18 protein-coding genes are annotated in these 16,139 nt (G+C 46.2%); 9 read left to right on the forward strand and 9 right to left on the reverse strand.

The window, feature by feature from the left end; all coding sequences use genetic code 11:
- The first annotated feature begins 259 nt into the window (after positions 1-259).
- Together FTT64_RS05300 and FTT64_RS05305 are read left to right on the forward strand one after the other, a co-directional pair.
- Positions 260-946, forward strand: a complete 687-nt coding sequence (locus tag FTT64_RS05300) for a response regulator transcription factor (protein ID WP_005178588.1) — start codon at positions 260-262, stop codon at positions 944-946.
- Positions 943-2,832 (forward strand): ATP-binding protein, encoded by a 1,890-nt coding sequence (locus tag FTT64_RS05305; protein ID WP_257231883.1) that lies wholly within the window; start codon positions 943-945, stop codon positions 2,830-2,832. Before FTT64_RS05300 ends, FTT64_RS05305 begins: the two co-directional genes overlap by 4 nt.
- A 4-nt stretch (positions 2,833-2,836) precedes the next feature.
- On the opposite strand, the gene FTT64_RS05310 is transcribed toward FTT64_RS05305, so the two are convergent.
- The 3 genes from FTT64_RS05310 to FTT64_RS05320 form a co-directional block, all read right to left on the reverse strand.
- The gene (locus FTT64_RS05310) at positions 2,837-4,018 is read right to left on the reverse strand and encodes a JmjC domain-containing protein (protein ID WP_005178584.1); all 1,182 of its coding nucleotides are present in this window, start codon (positions 4,016-4,018) and stop codon (positions 2,837-2,839) included.
- Between the two features lie 169 nt (positions 4,019-4,187).
- A complete protein-coding gene (locus FTT64_RS05315) occupies positions 4,188-4,778 on the reverse strand; it encodes a nucleoside triphosphate pyrophosphatase (protein WP_045795448.1) in 591 nt (196 codons plus the stop codon).
- The gene (locus FTT64_RS05320; protein ID WP_034597805.1) at positions 4,778-5,161 is read right to left on the reverse strand and encodes a DUF2237 family protein; all 384 of its coding nucleotides are present in this window, start codon (positions 5,159-5,161) and stop codon (positions 4,778-4,780) included. Before FTT64_RS05320 ends, FTT64_RS05315 begins: the two co-directional genes overlap by 1 nt.
- Before the next feature lie 143 nt (positions 5,162-5,304).
- On the opposite strand from FTT64_RS05320, the gene FTT64_RS05325 reads away from it, so the two are divergent.
- The 4 genes from FTT64_RS05325 to FTT64_RS05340 all read left to right on the forward strand — a co-directional run bounded on the left by FTT64_RS05325 (position 5,305) and on the right by FTT64_RS05340 (position 9,041).
- The gene (locus FTT64_RS05325; RefSeq protein ID WP_005178578.1) at positions 5,305-6,492 is read left to right on the forward strand and encodes a phosphoglycerate kinase; all 1,188 of its coding nucleotides are present in this window, start codon (positions 5,305-5,307) and stop codon (positions 6,490-6,492) included.
- A 132-nt stretch (positions 6,493-6,624) separates the two neighbouring features.
- Positions 6,625-6,900, forward strand: a complete 276-nt coding sequence (locus tag FTT64_RS05330) for a hypothetical protein (RefSeq protein ID WP_180182116.1) — start codon at positions 6,625-6,627, stop codon at positions 6,898-6,900.
- Between the two features lie 137 nt (positions 6,901-7,037).
- Positions 7,038-8,075, forward strand: a complete 1,038-nt coding sequence (gene fba, locus FTT64_RS05335) for a class II fructose-bisphosphate aldolase (RefSeq protein ID WP_005178575.1) — start codon at positions 7,038-7,040, stop codon at positions 8,073-8,075.
- Positions 8,076-8,186: 111 nt separating this feature from the next.
- Positions 8,187-9,041 (forward strand): DMT family transporter, encoded by an 855-nt coding sequence (locus tag FTT64_RS05340; RefSeq protein ID WP_104490401.1) that lies wholly within the window; start codon positions 8,187-8,189, stop codon positions 9,039-9,041.
- Here the strand turns inward: FTT64_RS05340 and FTT64_RS05345 are convergent.
- Together FTT64_RS05345 and nfsB are read right to left on the reverse strand one after the other, a co-directional pair.
- Positions 9,004-9,237: a hypothetical protein gene (locus tag FTT64_RS05345; RefSeq protein WP_005178570.1), complete on the reverse strand. Its 234-nt coding sequence runs from the start codon at positions 9,235-9,237 to the stop codon at positions 9,004-9,006. The two genes, FTT64_RS05340 and FTT64_RS05345, sit on opposite strands and share 38 nt — an antisense overlap.
- A 97-nt stretch (positions 9,238-9,334) precedes the next feature.
- Entirely contained in the window at positions 9,335-9,988 is a 654-nt protein-coding gene (nfsB, locus tag FTT64_RS05350) for an oxygen-insensitive NAD(P)H nitroreductase (RefSeq protein ID WP_005178567.1), read from the reverse strand.
- 248 nt (positions 9,989-10,236) lie between these two features.
- Here nfsB and hpaI point away from each other — a divergent pair, with 248 nt between their 5' ends.
- Positions 10,237-11,031, forward strand: a complete 795-nt coding sequence (gene hpaI / locus FTT64_RS05355; protein ID WP_180182134.1) for a 4-hydroxy-2-oxoheptanedioate aldolase — start codon at positions 10,237-10,239, stop codon at positions 11,029-11,031.
- Between the two features lie 63 nt (positions 11,032-11,094).
- Here hpaI and FTT64_RS05360 read toward each other — a convergent pair whose 3' ends face one another.
- The gene (locus FTT64_RS05360) at positions 11,095-11,814 is read right to left on the reverse strand and encodes a UDP-2,3-diacylglucosamine diphosphatase (protein ID WP_016659048.1); all 720 of its coding nucleotides are present in this window, start codon (positions 11,812-11,814) and stop codon (positions 11,095-11,097) included.
- Between the two features lie 57 nt (positions 11,815-11,871).
- On the reverse strand, positions 11,872-12,381 hold the full coding sequence (locus tag FTT64_RS05365; protein ID WP_005178561.1) for a peptidylprolyl isomerase: 510 nt from the start codon (positions 12,379-12,381) through the stop codon (positions 11,872-11,874).
- 166 nt (positions 12,382-12,547) lie between these two features.
- On the opposite strand from FTT64_RS05365, the gene FTT64_RS05370 reads away from it, so the two are divergent.
- Positions 12,548-14,272, forward strand: coding sequence for a glutamine--tRNA ligase/YqeY domain fusion protein (locus FTT64_RS05370; RefSeq protein ID WP_016659047.1), 1,725 nt, complete (start codon positions 12,548-12,550; stop codon positions 14,270-14,272).
- A 138-nt stretch (positions 14,273-14,410) separates the two neighbouring features.
- On the opposite strand, the gene FTT64_RS05375 is transcribed toward FTT64_RS05370, so the two are convergent.
- Positions 14,411-14,941, reverse strand: coding sequence for a lecithin retinol acyltransferase family protein (locus tag FTT64_RS05375; RefSeq protein WP_168384366.1), 531 nt, complete (start codon positions 14,939-14,941; stop codon positions 14,411-14,413).
- 84 nt (positions 14,942-15,025) lie between these two features.
- On the opposite strand from FTT64_RS05375, the gene FTT64_RS05380 reads away from it, so the two are divergent.
- The gene (locus tag FTT64_RS05380) at positions 15,026-15,874 is read left to right on the forward strand and encodes a phosphodiester glycosidase family protein (RefSeq protein WP_180182117.1); all 849 of its coding nucleotides are present in this window, start codon (positions 15,026-15,028) and stop codon (positions 15,872-15,874) included.
- Here FTT64_RS05380 and FTT64_RS05385 read toward each other — a convergent pair.
- A complete protein-coding gene (locus FTT64_RS05385) occupies positions 15,861-16,115 on the reverse strand; it encodes a hypothetical protein (RefSeq protein ID WP_045795440.1) in 255 nt (84 codons plus the stop codon). The genes FTT64_RS05380 and FTT64_RS05385 overlap by 14 nt on opposite strands.
- Positions 16,116-16,139: the final 24 nt, after the last annotated feature.

Below are 16,139 nucleotides of genomic sequence, written 5' to 3' on the forward strand. Positions count from 1 at the left end.
TATGATTTTTCCATTGCGAATTCAATCTTGTATTACTGTGCAGATTCTGAATAGGGCATACAAGTAATGATTTGTGAAATTTGGCAAGGGCTTTAGCACAGCTTAAAAATGAGCAATAAAATCTATAAAAATTAAAAAATAGCTGCTATGCTGAAATCATAAAAATAACAGTGCTAACACTCTGAAATTCCTTAATTCTAGGGATAGAGAACCGTTTAATAATATCGCTATATTGAAAGTTAAAAGATCGGGGAAGACAGTGGACATTACAGAATCAATATTACCGGCCCCTGTGCTGATTGTGGAAGATGAACCCATGATTCAGTCACGCCTCAGACATATCCTCCTTGAAATGGGCTACAGCAATGACATGCTGATTTTTGTTAGCCATTTAAAAGCAGCATTACAGAAAATTGAAGAACAACCGGTGTCTTTGGCGCTGGTCGATTTGGGGTTGCCAGATGGCAATGGAATTGAACTGATTGAACAGCTTCGGGCCAAAGACAGCAGTGTACTGATTCTGGTGATTTCGGCCTGGAGTACACAAAACAGTCTGTTTTCGGCTATTCAGGCGGGCGCCACCGGTTATGTATTAAAAGAACGCGATGATACTGAAGTGATCATGGCCATTCGCAGTATTTTAAGAGGCGGCGCACCGATTGATCCCTTTATTGCCCGGGAAATACTGTCGCAGATTTCAGTACAGAAACCACAGGAAATTGCCAAGCCGTTTAAACAGCCCGATGACGATATTGAACAGCTGACCAACCGTGAACATGAAATTCTAAATCTGGTCGCGCAGGGCCTGAGTAACCGGGAAATTGCCGAGCAGCTGTTTGTGTCGCGGTATACCGTGGAAAGTCATATCAAGCATATTTATCGCAAGCTCTCGGTGAGTAAACGCACCAAGGCAGTCAGTACAGCGCGCTCATTAGGCATTTTATGATCTACAGATTGCTCCAGTTTTGGTGCGGCTGTTGTCTTTATCTTTGTCTATCGAGTGCGTATGCAGAGCAAAGCTATGCCATAGACCCGTATTGTCAGGTTAATATTCAGTCGGTCAGCACCGTACAGACACCGGATATTCATAGCCATCCACATACAGGATGGCAGCCTGTGACTTTGCCTGATCGCTGGAACGAGCGCTGGCCGGATTATAACGGCGGGGTGTGGTACAAAATTGTCTGGAACTGGTCCTGTCAGGAACCGGCCGTGCTGGACCAGTCAATTGTATTTTCTATTAATTATTTAAATAGCGCGGGTGCGGTGTTTTTAAACCGCGATTTAATCTGGTCAAACCGGCATCTGGAAGAACCACTCTCCAAAAGCTGGAATATGCCACGCTACTGGATTTTACCGATTAGTGGCTTGCGTCCCGACCAGAATGAAATTTTAGTTTATGTGCGAGGCTATGCCTTTCAATCCGCCGGTCTTGGTGATGTTTCCTTCCAGAATGTCTATAACAGTTATACGGAATATCAGCAACAGATCTGGGATCGCCGTACCTTATTTGTGATTAATGCAATTTTATCGGCGACCTTAGGTGTGTTGTGTCTGGTAATCTGGCTGTTTCGGCGTAAAGAAGTTAGTTATGGCTGGTTTGCCTTAAGCTGTTTGCTGTGGCTGTTATTCGTCTCCAATATTATTAGCACAGAAACTTATCCCTTCCCGAATACGCTGATGGCGGCACAGGCCAATATTGCCTTTTTTGTACTGTATATTCTGTCGTTCATTGTCTATTTACTGCGTTTTGTTGATAAAAAATTTCCGATACTGGAAGAAACCGCTTTTATCTGTTCGGTGGCGGTGATTTTGGGGATTTTCGTGACGCCGCTCGATTATGCACAAACCGTTTTCGGGCTGGTGTTTTTAGGCTATAGCCTGCTATTTTTCGGGGTTTTCCTGTACCTGCTGCGTTTAACCTTCCGCGTACCACGTGTAGAAAATATCCTGCTGGTGATCTGTTTAAGCCTGATTATTATTTTTGCCGCTTTAGATATTGCACTTTTGGCTGCACCGTTTGATACCGATTTAAAGCCCTTATCGCCGTATACCTCACCGGTGGTGACGCTGTTTATTGCCTTAATTCTCGGGATTCGCACCACCAAAAGCATGCAGAAAATTGAGCAGTTTAACCAGCAACTTGAATATCGCGTGTTTGAGGTTCGTGAAGACTTAAAACAGAGCATGTCGGAAAAGCATTATCTGGAATTGGAAAATGTGCGTTTGCAGGAGCGGATTCATCTTTCGCATGATTTGCATGATGGCTTGGGTGCTTCGCTGGTACGCTCGATGATTATGGTCGACCAGAGCGAGCAGCCCATGAGTAACCGCCAGTTTCTGTCGATCTTGAAATTGCTACGTGATGATTTGCGGCAAATTATTGACAGTGGTTCCTCAATTGGTGCCAAAGTGCCGGAAACGCCGGTGTTGTGGATTGCGCCGGTGCGACATCGGTTCAGCCAGCTCATGGATGAAGTTGAGATGCGGGCCACCTGGAATATTGCCAGTGAATGGGTGGTGCAACCGACACCGCTGCAATGTCTGAACCTGATGCGGGTGCTGGAAGAAAGTCTGACCAATGTGGTGAAGCACAGTCAGGCCAAGCATGTACAGGTGACGCTAGATTTTCCCGATGAACAGACTTTATGTTTAAGTATTCAGGATGATGGGATTGGTTTTGATACCCATGGGGTGCTCGATCATGGGATGAGTATTGGCGTACGCAGTATGAAGCTGCGTCTGGCGCGGATAGGTGCAGAGTTAAAGGTGAACTCTACACCTGGTTATACCTTAATCAAGGCGATTTTAATGGTATCACCTCAGGATTAGGCCCTTATTCGGCCTCATCTTCTGCATCTTCAGCTGGCAGCAGCATCAGCACAGAATCATTGAGTAACTGGGCCACATCTTCCAGAATGTCTTCATGGTACAGGTCTTCATTCAGCTCGACGAGTTCACCATCAGCAATCTGCTTCAGTAGCGGCGCAAACTCATCCGAAATATATAAACCTTCACCATTGGCCCAGAACAGCAACTCGCCATCTTCTTCGGTATAGAGCAGGCGTGAAGCCGGTTCTAAAATCAGTTGATAGCCCTGATCCAGCGCATCTTCCAGATCGCCAGTACCAATTTCTTCTGCTTCTGGAATATTGTCTGGATATTTTGGCTCTGACATCAGGCTCATGATGGCATCTTCCAACACGGTCGAGTTGTGCAGTTGTGCCAGCAATTCGGCTTTTAAATATTCCAGTTCCGGCTGGGTAATTTGTCCAATCGGGCTGATCTGGTCGCGGATCAGATCTTGCAACGGATTTTTTAGCAACTGGTTGTCAGAAAACTTGTCACTGACGCGATCCATCATGTCGCTGATATTTGGCATACGGAAACCGAAAGAGAAGGTCAGGCAGTCATCTTCGGCCACGCCATAGTGCGATAAACCTGGTGGTACGTAAAGCAGGTCACCTGGTGCCAGCACTTCATCAAAATTGACGTCCATTTCTGGCAGTAATTTCAGCGGCTGGCCTGGAACAAATTCGGTTTCGGCATCACACATCTGGCCCAGTTGCCAGCGGCGATGACCATAGCCCTGCACCAGAAATACATCATAGAAGTCGAAGTGTTTGCCGACCGAACCGCCTTTTGGCGCATATGACACCATAATGTCATCACGGCGCCACTGCGGAATAAACGGGAATTTTTTCCACAGTTCCGCCAGATCAAAAGAGTAGTGATCTACCGCTTGGACCAGCAGCGTCCACAGCTTTGGCATTTTCTGGAAATCGGCTTTTAATAGCGGTGAAGATTTTACGGACCACTGGTTCGGATCACGATCTTTCTGCTTGATTAAGCGGGCGCTGATATTTTCGTCCAGTGCCAGCTCCATGACATCACTCGGCTCAAGAATATTGGCAATTTCAGGCAGAGCATTACGCACCAGCAGCGGTTTTTTTTGCCAATATTCGGCAAGGAATTGTTCAGCGGTGATTCCGCCTAAAACGTCTAAAGGTTGAGACATGTCAAATAACTACAACATAAATTTAGCTGTTATTGTCCCTTGAGTTGTGCGGTGGTGCAAGTGATGAACTTCATCTTGAGGAAATTTAGAAAAGTGGCAGAAGGGAAAAGATGGCGAAAAAAATGATCAGGACAGGCACCTGATCATTTTGGGTATTGCATTACCGTGTTTAGGGAATCTGCAGATTAAGCTGGCGGAGAATCTGGCACAGCTGAATCATTGGCATACCCATCAAGGTGGTCTGGTCCTGGCCAATCATCTGTTCAAACAGGCTAATCCCCAGACTTTCGCATTTAAAACTGCCGGCACAATGCAGCGGCTGTTCCAGTGCCACATAGCGCTCGATTTCATCCAGGCTCAGTTTACGGAATTTGACCTTATAGTGTTCAACCAGGGTCTGTTCAAAGCCGCTGGATTTTTGCTGTACGCTTAATGCGGTACTAAAGTAGACAATTTTGTCCGAGTTGGCCTGCAGCTGGCGAATGGCTTTTTCCGGGCTTAAGGGCTTGCCAATAAAAATATCGGGCGCACCTTCACGCCACGCCACCTGATCGGAGCCAATCACAATGGCTTCAGGATATTGCTCGGCAATACTCTGGGCTTTTTCAAAAGCCAGCCGTTTGGCCAGATCATCGGCATGGCTTTCACCTTGCGGTGATTCATCAATGTCGGGTGTCATACACTGATAGTCGAGCTTTAAACGGTCCATCAGTTCTTTACGGGTCTGGCTGCTGGACGCCAGAATAATTGGACGCTTCATTAGACAGCATATTCCATCAAAATATCTAAGGGAACGTAAGACAGTACCGCCTGATGGCAGGCCTGAATTTTTACGGGTGGTGCTTTACCGGCCTGATAGGCTTCAACCCAGCGGGTCACACAAATACACCAGAAATCACCCGGTTTTAAGCCCGGAAATTCGACTTCAGGCAATGGCGTGATCAGGTCATTGCCAATTTTCTGGGAAAAGTTCAGAAATTCCGAGGTCATTTGTGCACAAACAGTGTGCTGGCCCAGATCCGTGGGCGCCGTATGGCAAAAGCCATTACGAAAATAGCCGGTAATCGGGTCAAAACAGCAGCTGGCCAAAGGCTCGCCTAAAACATTTAAACGGTTCAGGGTTGGATCTGGATGTATAGACATAGGCATAAGAATTATCAGGTCTGTTTTTTTCCTATCATAACAAAACTTTGGCAATCGTTAGCTTTTCTGCAAAAGAAGCTAACCTTTTTCTGCATAATCATTTAGAATCTTGGCGATTTTAATATCTAAAAAGTGAGCTATACATGAATTTTCAGCGTATGACTGACCTCGACCTGGCACAAAAGCGTGTTCTGATCCGCGAAGACTTAAACGTGCCGGTGAAAAATGGTGTGATTACCAGCGATGCGCGTTTACGTGCTGCCTTACCGACAATTAAAGCGGCTTTGGAAAAAGGCGCAGCCGTAATGGTGTATTCTCACCTGGGTCGTCCTGTTGAAGGTGAACCTAAAGCTGAACAATCACTTGCGCCTGTCGCAGCTTACCTGACCGAAGCACTGGGCCAGGAAGTCAAATTATTGACTGACTACCTGGATGGTGTAGAGGTAGAGGCAGGTCAAGTGGTGTTACTTGAAAACTGCCGCTTTAACGTGGGTGAAAAGAAAAACAATCCTGAGCTGGCAGCAAAATATGCAGCGCTGTGTGATGTATTCGTAATGGATGCCTTTGGTACTGCGCACCGTGCAGAAGCCTCAACTGAAGGTGTTGCGCGTCTTGCCAAAGTTGCCGCAGCAGGTCCTTTACTGGCTGCTGAACTGGATGCCTTGGGCCGTGCACTGCAAACACCAGAAAAACCAATGGTGGCCATTGTTGCCGGCTCTAAAGTATCCACCAAGCTGGATGTATTAACGTCACTGTCTGACATTTGCGACCAGTTGATTGTGGGTGGTGGTATTGCCAATACTTTCCTGGCAGCTGCGGGTTACAACGTGGGTAAATCACTCTGTGAAAATGATTTGATCGACACAGCCAAAGCCATTGCTGCCAAAGTATCTGTACCACTTCCAACGGATGTGGTAGTTGCTGATGCATCTGAAATCAACTTTGATGACTTCTTGGGTTCACTGGCAGCTGCCAAAGCAACCGTGAAAAAAGTAGAAGATGTGGCAGACAATGACATGATTCTGGATGTCGGTCCAGAAACAGCCAAAGCATTTGCTGAGATCTTGAAAACTTCTAAAACCATTCTCTGGAATGGCCCAGTTGGCGTATTCGAAGTGGATCAGTTCGGTGAAGGGACTAAAGCCCTGTCTTTAGCGATTGCTGAATCAGAAGGCTTCTCAATTGCAGGTGGTGGTGACACCTTGGCTGCCATCGACAAATATGAAGTTGCAGACAAAATTGGTTATATCTCTACAGGTGGCGGTGCTTTCCTTGAGTTTGTAGAAGGCAAGACCTTACCAGCAGTTGCCGTATTGCTAGAACGTGCTTAATTCGCACACGCTTGCAAGATGACAAAAGGTTGACCTCGGTCAGCCTTTTTTATGCACTTCATTTTTTAGTCATAAAACTGTCATGTTTCTGAAATATTATGATCAAAAATCACCGGGTTGTAGGATATTCTGATGAACCAAAAATTAACTCTTGCCGCGTTACTTGCTGCATCTTTAGCTTTCACTGCATGTGCTAAAAAAGACGACAATGCAACAGCGACCACTGCAGATGCATCAGCAGCTGTAGCGTCAGAGCAAATTTCTGCAGAACAGCAAGCGGCGATTGATGCAATTGATCAGCCAGTACTTGATGAAAACAATACCGATGTGCCTGAAGAAGTGGCCAATGCACCAGCAGATGCCGCAACCCCAGACAGCGTAGCAGCGCCAGCATCTGAAGCGCAATAATCCTAAAAGCTCCACAAATTGTAGTAATTTGTATAAAAGTCCCTGCATTGGCAGGGATTTTTTTTAAATACGACGTTTTGTTGCTGAATTGAAACAAATCCCCATGTAGAATATGCAGCATTACCTGGGAGGATATTATGGCTCTTATTTCAATGCGCCAGCTATTGGATCACGCCGGTGAACACGGATACGGCGTACCAGCGTTTAACGTAAACAACTTAGAACAAATGCGCGCAATCATGTTGGCCGCAGATGCGACGAATTCACCTGTAATCGTACAGGCATCTGCAGGTGCCCGTAAGTACGCAGGCGCACCATTCTTACGTCATCTTATTTTGGCTGCAATTGAAGAATGGCCACACATTCCGGTGGTGATGCACCAAGATCACGGTACCAGTCCTGACGTATGTCAACGTTCTATCCAGCTTGGCTTCTCATCAGTCATGATGGATGGTTCACTGGGTGAAGATGGTAAAACTCCGACCTCATATGAATACAACGTAGATGTGACCCGTCGTGTGGTACAAATGGCGCACGCATGTGGCGTTTCTGTTGAAGGTGAAATCGGTTGTCTGGGCAGCCTTGAAACAGGTATGGCCGGTGAAGAAGATGGTGTCGGTGCAGAAGGTGTACTGGATCATTCTCAATTGCTGACTTCAGTTGAAGAAGCACGTTCTTTCGTAGCAGATACCAATGTAGACGCACTGGCAATTGCAGTGGGTACTTCACACGGTGCGTACAAATTCACCCGTCCACCTACAGGCGATATTCTGGCGATTGACCGTATTAAAGAAATTCATGCGGCACTGCCAAATACGCATCTGGTGATGCACGGTTCAAGTTCTGTGCCACAAGAATGGCTGGCAGTGATCAACCAGTACGGCGGTGACATCAAGGAAACTTATGGTGTACCTGTTGAGCAGCTGGTTGAAGCGATCAAGCACGGTGTGCGTAAAATTAACATCGACACCGACTTGCGTCTGGCCTCTACCGGTGCAATGCGTCGCTTCATGGCTGAAAAACCAAGCGAGTTTGACCCACGTAAATTCTTCGCTAAAACTGTCGATGCAATGAAAGATATTTGTGTTGCACGTTATGAAGCGTTTGGTACTGCCGGCAATGCCGACAAAATCCGTCCAATTTCTTTAGAGAAAATGGTGGATCGTTATAAATAATTCCTGGTGAAGTATTTATAAAAAAAGCCCACATTGCGTGGGCTTTTCTGTATCTGAACCGCTATAGTGCAGCAGAGCAGATCACATAATGCATATAAATAAGAGTAGATCATGGAACTGATTTTAGCAGCGGCCATTTGTAGTGTGGTGGTGTCGATTCTCTTGAAAGTCGCAAAGAATCGCGGCTATTCACCTTTGCAGATGATCAGCTGGAATTATGCCTCGGCCAGTGTGCTGTGTTTTTGGTGGTTTCAGCCTAATGTACAACAGCTGTCCCTCACCGACACGCCGTGGCTGCTGATTCTGGCTTTAGGGGTATTATTGCCAAGCGTATTCCTGTTTTTAGCCAAAGCATTACAAACTGCCGGAATTTTAAAAACCGAAATTGCCCAGCGGCTGTCGGTGGTGCTGTCTTTAACTGCGGCCTATTTTATTTTCCAGGAACAGTTTAATAGCCTGAAAATTGTCGGGATTGCGTTGGGGATTGCAGCGGTACTGTGTATTTTATATTCGCATCGTGGCGGTTCATCGTCCGCCCAGGCGGGTATGCTGTATTTGGCTTTGGTCTGGGTCGGTTATGCACTAATTGATGTGTTGCTGAAATACACCACCGGTTTAGGCCTGCAGTTTGCGCTGGTACTGAACCTGATGTTCATCTGCGCTTTTATTTTATCGTTGGGGTATATTCTGATTCAGCACAAAAGCTGGGGCAGTGGCAAAAATATAGCGGCCGGCTTAATTTTGGGGATGCTGAATTTTGCCAATATCGCGTTTTACGTCAAGGCGCATATGGCTTTAAAAGATTCACCGGCGGTTGTGTTCGCTGGGATGAATATTCTGGTGGTAATTTTAGGGGTAATCAGCGGTTTGCTGTTCTTTAAAGAAAAATTAAAACCCAGCACCGCCATTGGGCTGGGGCTGGGCATCATTAGTGTGATGTGTTTAGCTTATGCGATGACGGCTTGAATTTGATGAAGCTGGCAGCAAAAATCAGCGGATGTTTGATCAGGTCCTGAAGTTCGGCAATGCCCAGTAACAGACCGGCTTTCTGGCAGCTCGGACAATGAGGATAATGGCGTTTTTCCTGCTGATATTGATGCAAATACAGTTTATTGCATTGACGACATTCAAACTTCATTGGGAGCTGGGCAAGGATAGACATCTTTCTTCTCCGGTCTATTATTATTGTGTTGTGAAAGGGAAAGCAAAAATCAAGCCGAAATCAGGGACTTTCGTCCCTGTATTATGTAATGTAGTTCTTACAATTTGGTGAAAATTTCATCTTTATTCAGGCGTGACTTGGGTAGTTTAGCATTAAAGTCCTGCTCACTGCGATAGCCCAAGGTCAGCAGCACCGATGGAATTAAACCCTTGTCCTGTAATTCTAGTTCTTCTGTCAGAATCTGTTCATTAAAGCCGCCAATCGGGGTGGCATCTACACCTTCAATACCGGCAGCCAGCAACATCTGACCCAAGGCAATAAAGGTCTGGTTTTCGGCCCAGCGCTGAATATCACCTTTTTCATTGCGGTAATAATCCACATATCCGCTACGGCTGTCTTTCTGGCCCTGCTTGGCACTGGCATCTTTAAAGCGGCCGCTGACATCATCCTGCTGCAACAAATTGTCCAGATGCTCATCGCTAATATCGGCTTTGGTGCAGAACAAAATGGTGTGGGAAGAATCTAAGACTTTAGGCGCATTGTAGGCATATTTCCCGACCAGGGCTTTGGCAATGCGCTGCTTGGCTGCATCATGCTCGGCAATAAAAAAATGCCAAGGCTGGATATTAATAGAAGAGGGGGTAAAACGGAGAATTTCGAGAAAGCGTTCAAACTGCTCTTGAGGAATTTTTTTTGCAGGATCATAGGCTTTGGTGGTATAGCGGCTGCGTACGACGTCGAGCAAATCCATAAAGATACTCCAGCAATAAGGATAAATTGAGAAAGGCTGAACCTTCAGCATCATACGCCATTTTGACGGCTTTGATGGCATATTCGCTGCAATTTTATTGTCAAAATTAACCTTAAAATATGCTCATCGTATTTTCAGTTATTGCCCGATTAAGTGTTAAATCAAATCACAACAGCGGTTTTGAATATTGGCAATTTTAAAAAAACGGCATTTAATGGAAGTAGGTGTGGACTATAGCGAGCCTGTCGATGGACTATCGTAATCACTTTAAATATAAATTAAAAACCCAGCAGCAGATTGGTTTATGGGTCGGTCTGGCCGATGCCTATGGCACTGAAATTGCGGCCAATGCCGGTTATGACTGGTTGCTGATTGATGGGGAACATGCACCCAGTGATTTAAGAACCACACTGGCCCAGCTGCAAAGTATTGCGGCCTATCCGTCACAGGCGGTGGTCCGTCCGCCAATTGGCAGTGTGCAGCTTATTAAACAGTTGCTGGATATTGGCGCACAAACCTTATTGATTCCGATGGTGGAAACCGTGGAGCAGGCCGAACTGATGGTTAAAGCAGTGCGTTATCCACCGGAAGGGATTCGCGGTGTAGGTGCGGCTTTGGCACGTGCCACACGCTGGAACAGTATTCTGGATTATTATGCCACTGCACATGAAAATATCTGTTTGCTGATTCAGATTGAGTCAGTTACAGGGCTGGAAAATCTGGATAACATCTTAAAAGTCGAGGGCATTGATGGGGTATTTATTGGCGCAGTAGATTTATCTGCCACTATGGGTTATGAAGGCAATCCGAACCATCCTGACGTGCAAAACGCAGTGGTTGATGCAATTCAACGAATTCGCGCATCGGGTAAAGCGGCCGGGATTTTATCGACTCAACATGACGTGACGCAAAAATATATTGAACTGGGTACCGAATTTGTCGCTGTCGGTGTCGATACCAGCGTATTAATGAATTCCTTGCGTGAGCTGCTGGCCAAATATAAAACCGGAGCGAGCTGGGTAAAACCTGAAGGGGGGTATTAAGCGGTCATTATTAACCTGACAGATGATGCAGGTGGTGGGGATTTATAGTCATCCACCTGCTGCTTAATAGGTCCAGCGTTTCAGTTGCAGGTGAGTGGTAGGCTGTTCAGGATCAATTTCCAGAATCAGTGCCTCATGCGCACGCCAGTCCCCCAGCACAATCCGCTTTTTGCCATTCAGCTCATGGATGGCTGGTCGATGGGTATGACCATGAATCAGTACATCCACCTCGGCCAAAGCCTGCGTTACCGCAGCCGGATTCACATCCATCACTTCATATGATTTGACTTCTTTAGAAGCGCGGCTTTGTTTGCGAAAACCGTTGGCCAGTTTGCTGCGAAAGGACAGCGGAGTTTTTCTTAACAGACGCAGCACGAGCGGATGACGGATAACTTTTTTAAAGCGCTGATAGGATACATCATCGGTGCACAAGGCATCGCCATGTTCCAGACGATAGCGGGTCTGGCCAATAGTGAGGGTGTCAATTTCAGGTAATAATTGCCCGTTAAACTGCTGTAAAAAAACCTCATGCAGTGCGAAATCGCGGTTGCCGACCTGAAAATACAGCTGATTGCCTGCGGCATTAAACTGTTTTAAAGCGCTGACAATTTCATCCAGCCAAGGGGCGGTGTAGTCATCGCCAATCCAGGCATTGAACCAGTCGCCTAAAATATACAGCTGGGTGTTTTGATCCTGATAAGCACGTAATAAATCTAAAAACCCCCGAACGAGTCGAGGGTGATCAGGTGACAAATGTAAATCTGAAATAAACAGATAGGTCACAATCTTTTCCTTGGAATCTCCCAACGCCCTTAAATAAAGGGAGGTTGAGAGGGATTCTTATTCAGAAATGATCTTGGCAGATTCAATCACCACATTTTCTAGTGGAACATCAGCGTGGTAACCACGGTTGCCTGTACGTACGCCTTTGATTTCAGCAACTACGTCCATACCTTCAACCACTTTACCAAATACGGCATAACCCCAACCTTGTGCAGTTTTGCCCGTGTGGTTCAGGAAGGAGTTGTTTTTCACGTTAATGAAGAATTGAGCAGATGCAGAGTGCGGAGCCTGGGTACGCGCCATTGCGATGGTACCTTCGTCATTGCTCAGACCATTGTCTGCTTCGTTTTCGATTGAATCACGGGTTGCTTTTTCTTTGAAGTTTTCATCAAAGCCGCCGCCTTGAATCATGAAACCATCGATGACACGGTGGAAAATTACGCCATCATAGAAACCGTCACGAACGTATTGAAGGAAGTTCTCAGCAGTTTTAGGTGCTTTTTCAGTGTTAAGCTCAAGAACAATACGACCTTTGTTGGTGTTTAATTCGACTTGAGGAAAACTCATTGTGTTATCTCCTAATCATGGACAAAAAAGCCATGGGTTTTTTGGTTGAGAGAAGCATAAGCAAACTGTAAACTACAAGGCAAGTAAAAACGTTATTTTCTTTGTTAAAAAGTGGGAATAGCGTTTTAATTATCCTAAATTTTTATCTAGAAGTGATTTATTAACTATGAAGCCGAATGATGCTGTTTCATCTCTGCCTAACACCCCGACACCAAGTAACCATGCCTCTGTCGATGCTGCGCAGCAAGAACAACAGCCGGGCTTAGATTTTGTGCGTCAGGTCATTACCGATGATCTGGCAGCAGGCCGTACTGAAAAAGTGATCACACGTTTTCCACCAGAACCGAACGGTTACTTACATATTGGTCACGTGAAAGCAATTTGCCTGAATTTCGGGATTGCCGAAGAATTTAACGGTTTATGTAACTTACGTTTTGACGATACCAACCCGGATGCCGAAGAACAAGAATATGTAGATGGTATTGCCAACGACGTGAAATGGTTGGGCTTTAACTGGAATGGCGAGCCACGCTATGCGTCGAGCTATTTTGACCAGTTGTATAGCTGGGCGGTGCAGTTAATTGAACAGGGTGATGCCTATGTCGATTTGCAAACTCCTGAAGAAATCAAGCTGAATCGTGGTTCATTTGTCGAGCCGGGTAAAAACTCACCATACCGTGATGCGTCTGTAGAAGACAACCTGGCGCGTTTTGAACAGATGCGTAATGGTGCGCTGGGCGAAGGTCAGGCGGTATTGCGTGCCAAAATTGATATGGCATCGCCAAACGTACATATGCGTGACCCAATTTTGTACCGTGTGCTACATTCCGAGCATCACCAGACCGGTGACAAATGGAAAATGTACCCAATGTACGACTATGCGCATCCATTATCCGATGCGATTGAAGGCATTACTCATTCACTGTGTACGCTTGAATTCCAGGATCACCGTCCGTTCTATGACTGGGTGGTGGAAAAGGTAAAATCAGCGGCGGTACCACGTCAGTATGAATCCAGCCGTTTAAACGTCGATTACACCATTACCTCAAAGCGTAAGCTGCGCCGTCTGGTGGAAGGTGGTTTTGTTAAGGGTTGGGACGACCCGCGTATGCCAACTGTAGTGGGTATGCGTCGTCGTGGCTTTACTCCGGAAGGCTTGCGTGATTTCTGTAAGCGCGTTGGTGTGTCGAAGTCTGACGGGATTGTCGATGTGGCAATGCTGGAATACTGCATCCGTCAGTCGCTAGAAAATACCGCAGCGCGTGGTATGGCCGTGCTGAATCCATTAAAAGTGACGTTAACCAATCTGCCAGCAGAAATGGATCTGACTCATTCGCGTCATCCAAACGTAGATATGGGCGAGCGTGTCATTCCGCTAACCTCTGAAATCTATATTGACCGTAAAGATTTCGAAGAAGAGCCACCGAAAGGCTTTAAACGTCTGATTCCGGGCGGTGAAGTGCGTTTACGTCATGCTTATGTGATCAAGTGCGACGAAATCATTAAAGATGACAAGGGTGAAATTATTGAGCTGAAATGTTCAATCGACCCTGAAACTTTAGGTAAGAATCCGGAAGGCCGTAAAGTAAAAGGCGTGATTCACTGGGTATCTGCCACTAAAGGCGTGAAGGCTGAAGTGCGTATTTACGACCGTCTGTTCACCGAATCTGACCCAGAAGTCGGCGATGACTTCCTGGCGAATCTGAATCCGGACTCATTGAAAGTGGTACAAGCGGTTATTGAGCCGGCTTTAGCGCAAGCGCAAGCAGAAGATCGTTTCCAGTTTGAACGTGAAGGTTATTTCGTGGCGGATCAGTATGATCATTCCAGCGAAACGCCAGTGTTTAACCGTATTCTGGACTTAAAAGACAGCTTCAAACCGGGCAAATAAAAGCGCATTTTGCTAGATGATTGAAAAAGCCTGCTGGACTCAGCGGGCTTTTTTATGCGGTGTTGAAAATGGAAAGTAAACGTTGAAAGGAAGTATTTAGATGATCAACAGTGTTTGATCTATAGATGATTCAGTGAGTTATTTCTTTTCATCGCGTTTATAAAACAGATGGGTCGGCATCTGCATTTTGGCTTTGTCGCGCAATTTCTTTTTAATATACAGCACCAGGGCAAAACAGGTGGTGGTCAGGGTCAGCATCATGCTGTTCATATAGCTCATTAAGGAGCTGACATAGCCAATGGTGGTTAAGCGGTTCATCATCTGGAAGACTTGCGGACTGCTTTCCACGCCGGTAATGGCCCAAGTGCATAAATGTTCGCAGTTATTGATAATCAGGTGATAATTGTTTTCATGCATCCGTGAACGCATCCGGCGCACCACTTTACGGCCTTTATATTTGGGTTGATCATAATGCTGCACATGCACCGGTTTGCCATGACTGAACTTGTCTAGGCTGGTGATTTCAATCGGATGTTTTTTAAATAAATGCGCAAAACCGGAATAATGAATGACACGACCACGTCCAGCATAAATCCCGTGGTGGGTATAGCCGAAATGTTTGACAATCAGATGCGCCCCTAAAGGGAACCGTGTGTTCTGCTTGAGCATTGTGACATTAGTAAAGTGACAGATGTATTTTAAAGCTCTAGTGTACTGCTTCTTGACACAAGAATCGACAGGGTGGCGACAAGAATGGCTGAATTATACAACGATGAACAGGGAACAGATGCAATGAAAAAGTTAGGACAGTACTTTGCACGAGTTACTGCCAAACCGCTGTTAAAACTGCTGATTCTGCTGGGTGCTTGCAGTGCAAACTGGGCACAGGCACAGCCGCAAATCTACAGCTGGCAGCTGAAACATAGGCTGGGTGATTTTGATGTCACGGAAATCCGATCAATGGCGCAGCTGAAGCTGGTATTAAAGAATACAGCACAGCAGCCCTATCGTTATTTCACTGCGCTCCAGGATGATCTGCAACCGTGCCAGCAGCTGGAATTTGCCATGAATGCCGGGATGTTCCATGCCGATTATGCACCCGTCGGACTGTATATTGAAGAGGGCAAGAGGGTAAGCCAGTTAAATACCCAGACCCAAGGCTGGGGCAATTTTCTGATTCAGCCGAATGGGGTACTGGCCTGGGACAAGCAGCCACTGTTGATGACCACCCAGCAGTATCAGCAGGCCAATGTGCAACCGAAATATGCCACCCAATCTGGCCCGATGCTGGTGATTGACGGAAAAATTAACCCAAACTTTATTCCGGATTCCGATTCCAGAAAAATCCGCAATGGCGTTGGGCTGAAGGATTCCACCCTGTATTTTGTGATCAGCCAGCAGCCAATAAATTTTTATGACTTTGCCCGGCTGTTTCAGCAGCAGCTTAAGACACCGAGTGCGCTGTACTTGGATGGTTCAGTATCTTCTGTGTATATTGCGGCCTTAAAACGCCATCGCCAGTACCGCGCAGTTGGCCCGATGCTGGCGTATATTGATGATTCAGCCTGCGCGACTGAGCCAGAAAAATCTACTGGCCAATAATGCCTAAGGTCTGGGTTTGCTGGCTGCAGAGGCGTTTGGCATCTTCAGTCGACATTTCTTTGATTCCGGCCTCAAACTGTTTTTTCTGGAATTGACGTTGTTCTTCCGAAAGCCCCATTTTTGTGCTCAAGCTGTCCATCTTGTCCCAGGCTTCTTCACATTCTGCCGGCATACGGTCGCAGCCTGTGAGGGCCAGGCAGAGCAGTGGAAGGGTAAGAGCGCCGATCATTTTGTTATTCATAGCGGTGTCCTTATTGTTATGTAT

It is taken from the genome of Acinetobacter sp. Q186-3 (assembly GCF_013420655.1).
Lineage (GTDB): Bacteria > Pseudomonadota > Gammaproteobacteria > Pseudomonadales > Moraxellaceae > Acinetobacter > Acinetobacter indicus.

Bases quoted from the DNA above. Each gene is read 5' to 3' on its own strand.
- FTT64_RS05305 (WP_257231883.1), top strand. From the start codon at position 943: ATGATCTACAGATTGCTCCAGTTTTGGTGCGGCTGTTGTCTTTATCTT.
- FTT64_RS05310 (WP_005178584.1), bottom strand. From the start codon at position 4,018: ATGTCTCAACCTTTAGACGTTTTAGGCGGAATCACCGCTGAACAATTC.
- FTT64_RS05315 (WP_045795448.1), bottom strand. From the start codon at position 4,778: ATGAAGCGTCCAATTATTCTGGCGTCCAGCAGCCAGACCCGTAAAGAA.
- FTT64_RS05320 (WP_034597805.1), bottom strand. From the start codon at position 5,161: ATGTCTATACATCCAGATCCAACCCTGAACCGTTTAAATGTTTTAGGC.
- FTT64_RS05325 (WP_005178578.1), top strand. From the start codon at position 5,305: ATGAATTTTCAGCGTATGACTGACCTCGACCTGGCACAAAAGCGTGTT.
- FTT64_RS05330 (WP_180182116.1), top strand. From the start codon at position 6,625: ATGAACCAAAAATTAACTCTTGCCGCGTTACTTGCTGCATCTTTAGCT.
- fba (WP_005178575.1), top strand. From the start codon at position 7,038: ATGGCTCTTATTTCAATGCGCCAGCTATTGGATCACGCCGGTGAACAC.
- FTT64_RS05340 (WP_104490401.1), top strand. From the start codon at position 8,187: ATGGAACTGATTTTAGCAGCGGCCATTTGTAGTGTGGTGGTGTCGATT.
- FTT64_RS05345 (WP_005178570.1), bottom strand. From the start codon at position 9,237: ATGTCTATCCTTGCCCAGCTCCCAATGAAGTTTGAATGTCGTCAATGC.
- nfsB (WP_005178567.1), bottom strand. From the start codon at position 9,988: ATGGATTTGCTCGACGTCGTACGCAGCCGCTATACCACCAAAGCCTAT.
- hpaI (WP_180182134.1), top strand. From the start codon at position 10,237: ATGGACTATCGTAATCACTTTAAATATAAATTAAAAACCCAGCAGCAG.
- FTT64_RS05365 (WP_005178561.1), bottom strand. From the start codon at position 12,381: ATGAGTTTTCCTCAAGTCGAATTAAACACCAACAAAGGTCGTATTGTT.
- FTT64_RS05370 (WP_016659047.1), top strand. From the start codon at position 12,548: ATGAAGCCGAATGATGCTGTTTCATCTCTGCCTAACACCCCGACACCA.
- FTT64_RS05375 (WP_168384366.1), bottom strand. From the start codon at position 14,941: ATGCTCAAGCAGAACACACGGTTCCCTTTAGGGGCGCATCTGATTGTC.
- FTT64_RS05380 (WP_180182117.1), top strand. From the start codon at position 15,026: ATGGCTGAATTATACAACGATGAACAGGGAACAGATGCAATGAAAAAG.
- FTT64_RS05385 (WP_045795440.1), bottom strand. From the start codon at position 16,115: ATGAATAACAAAATGATCGGCGCTCTTACCCTTCCACTGCTCTGCCTG.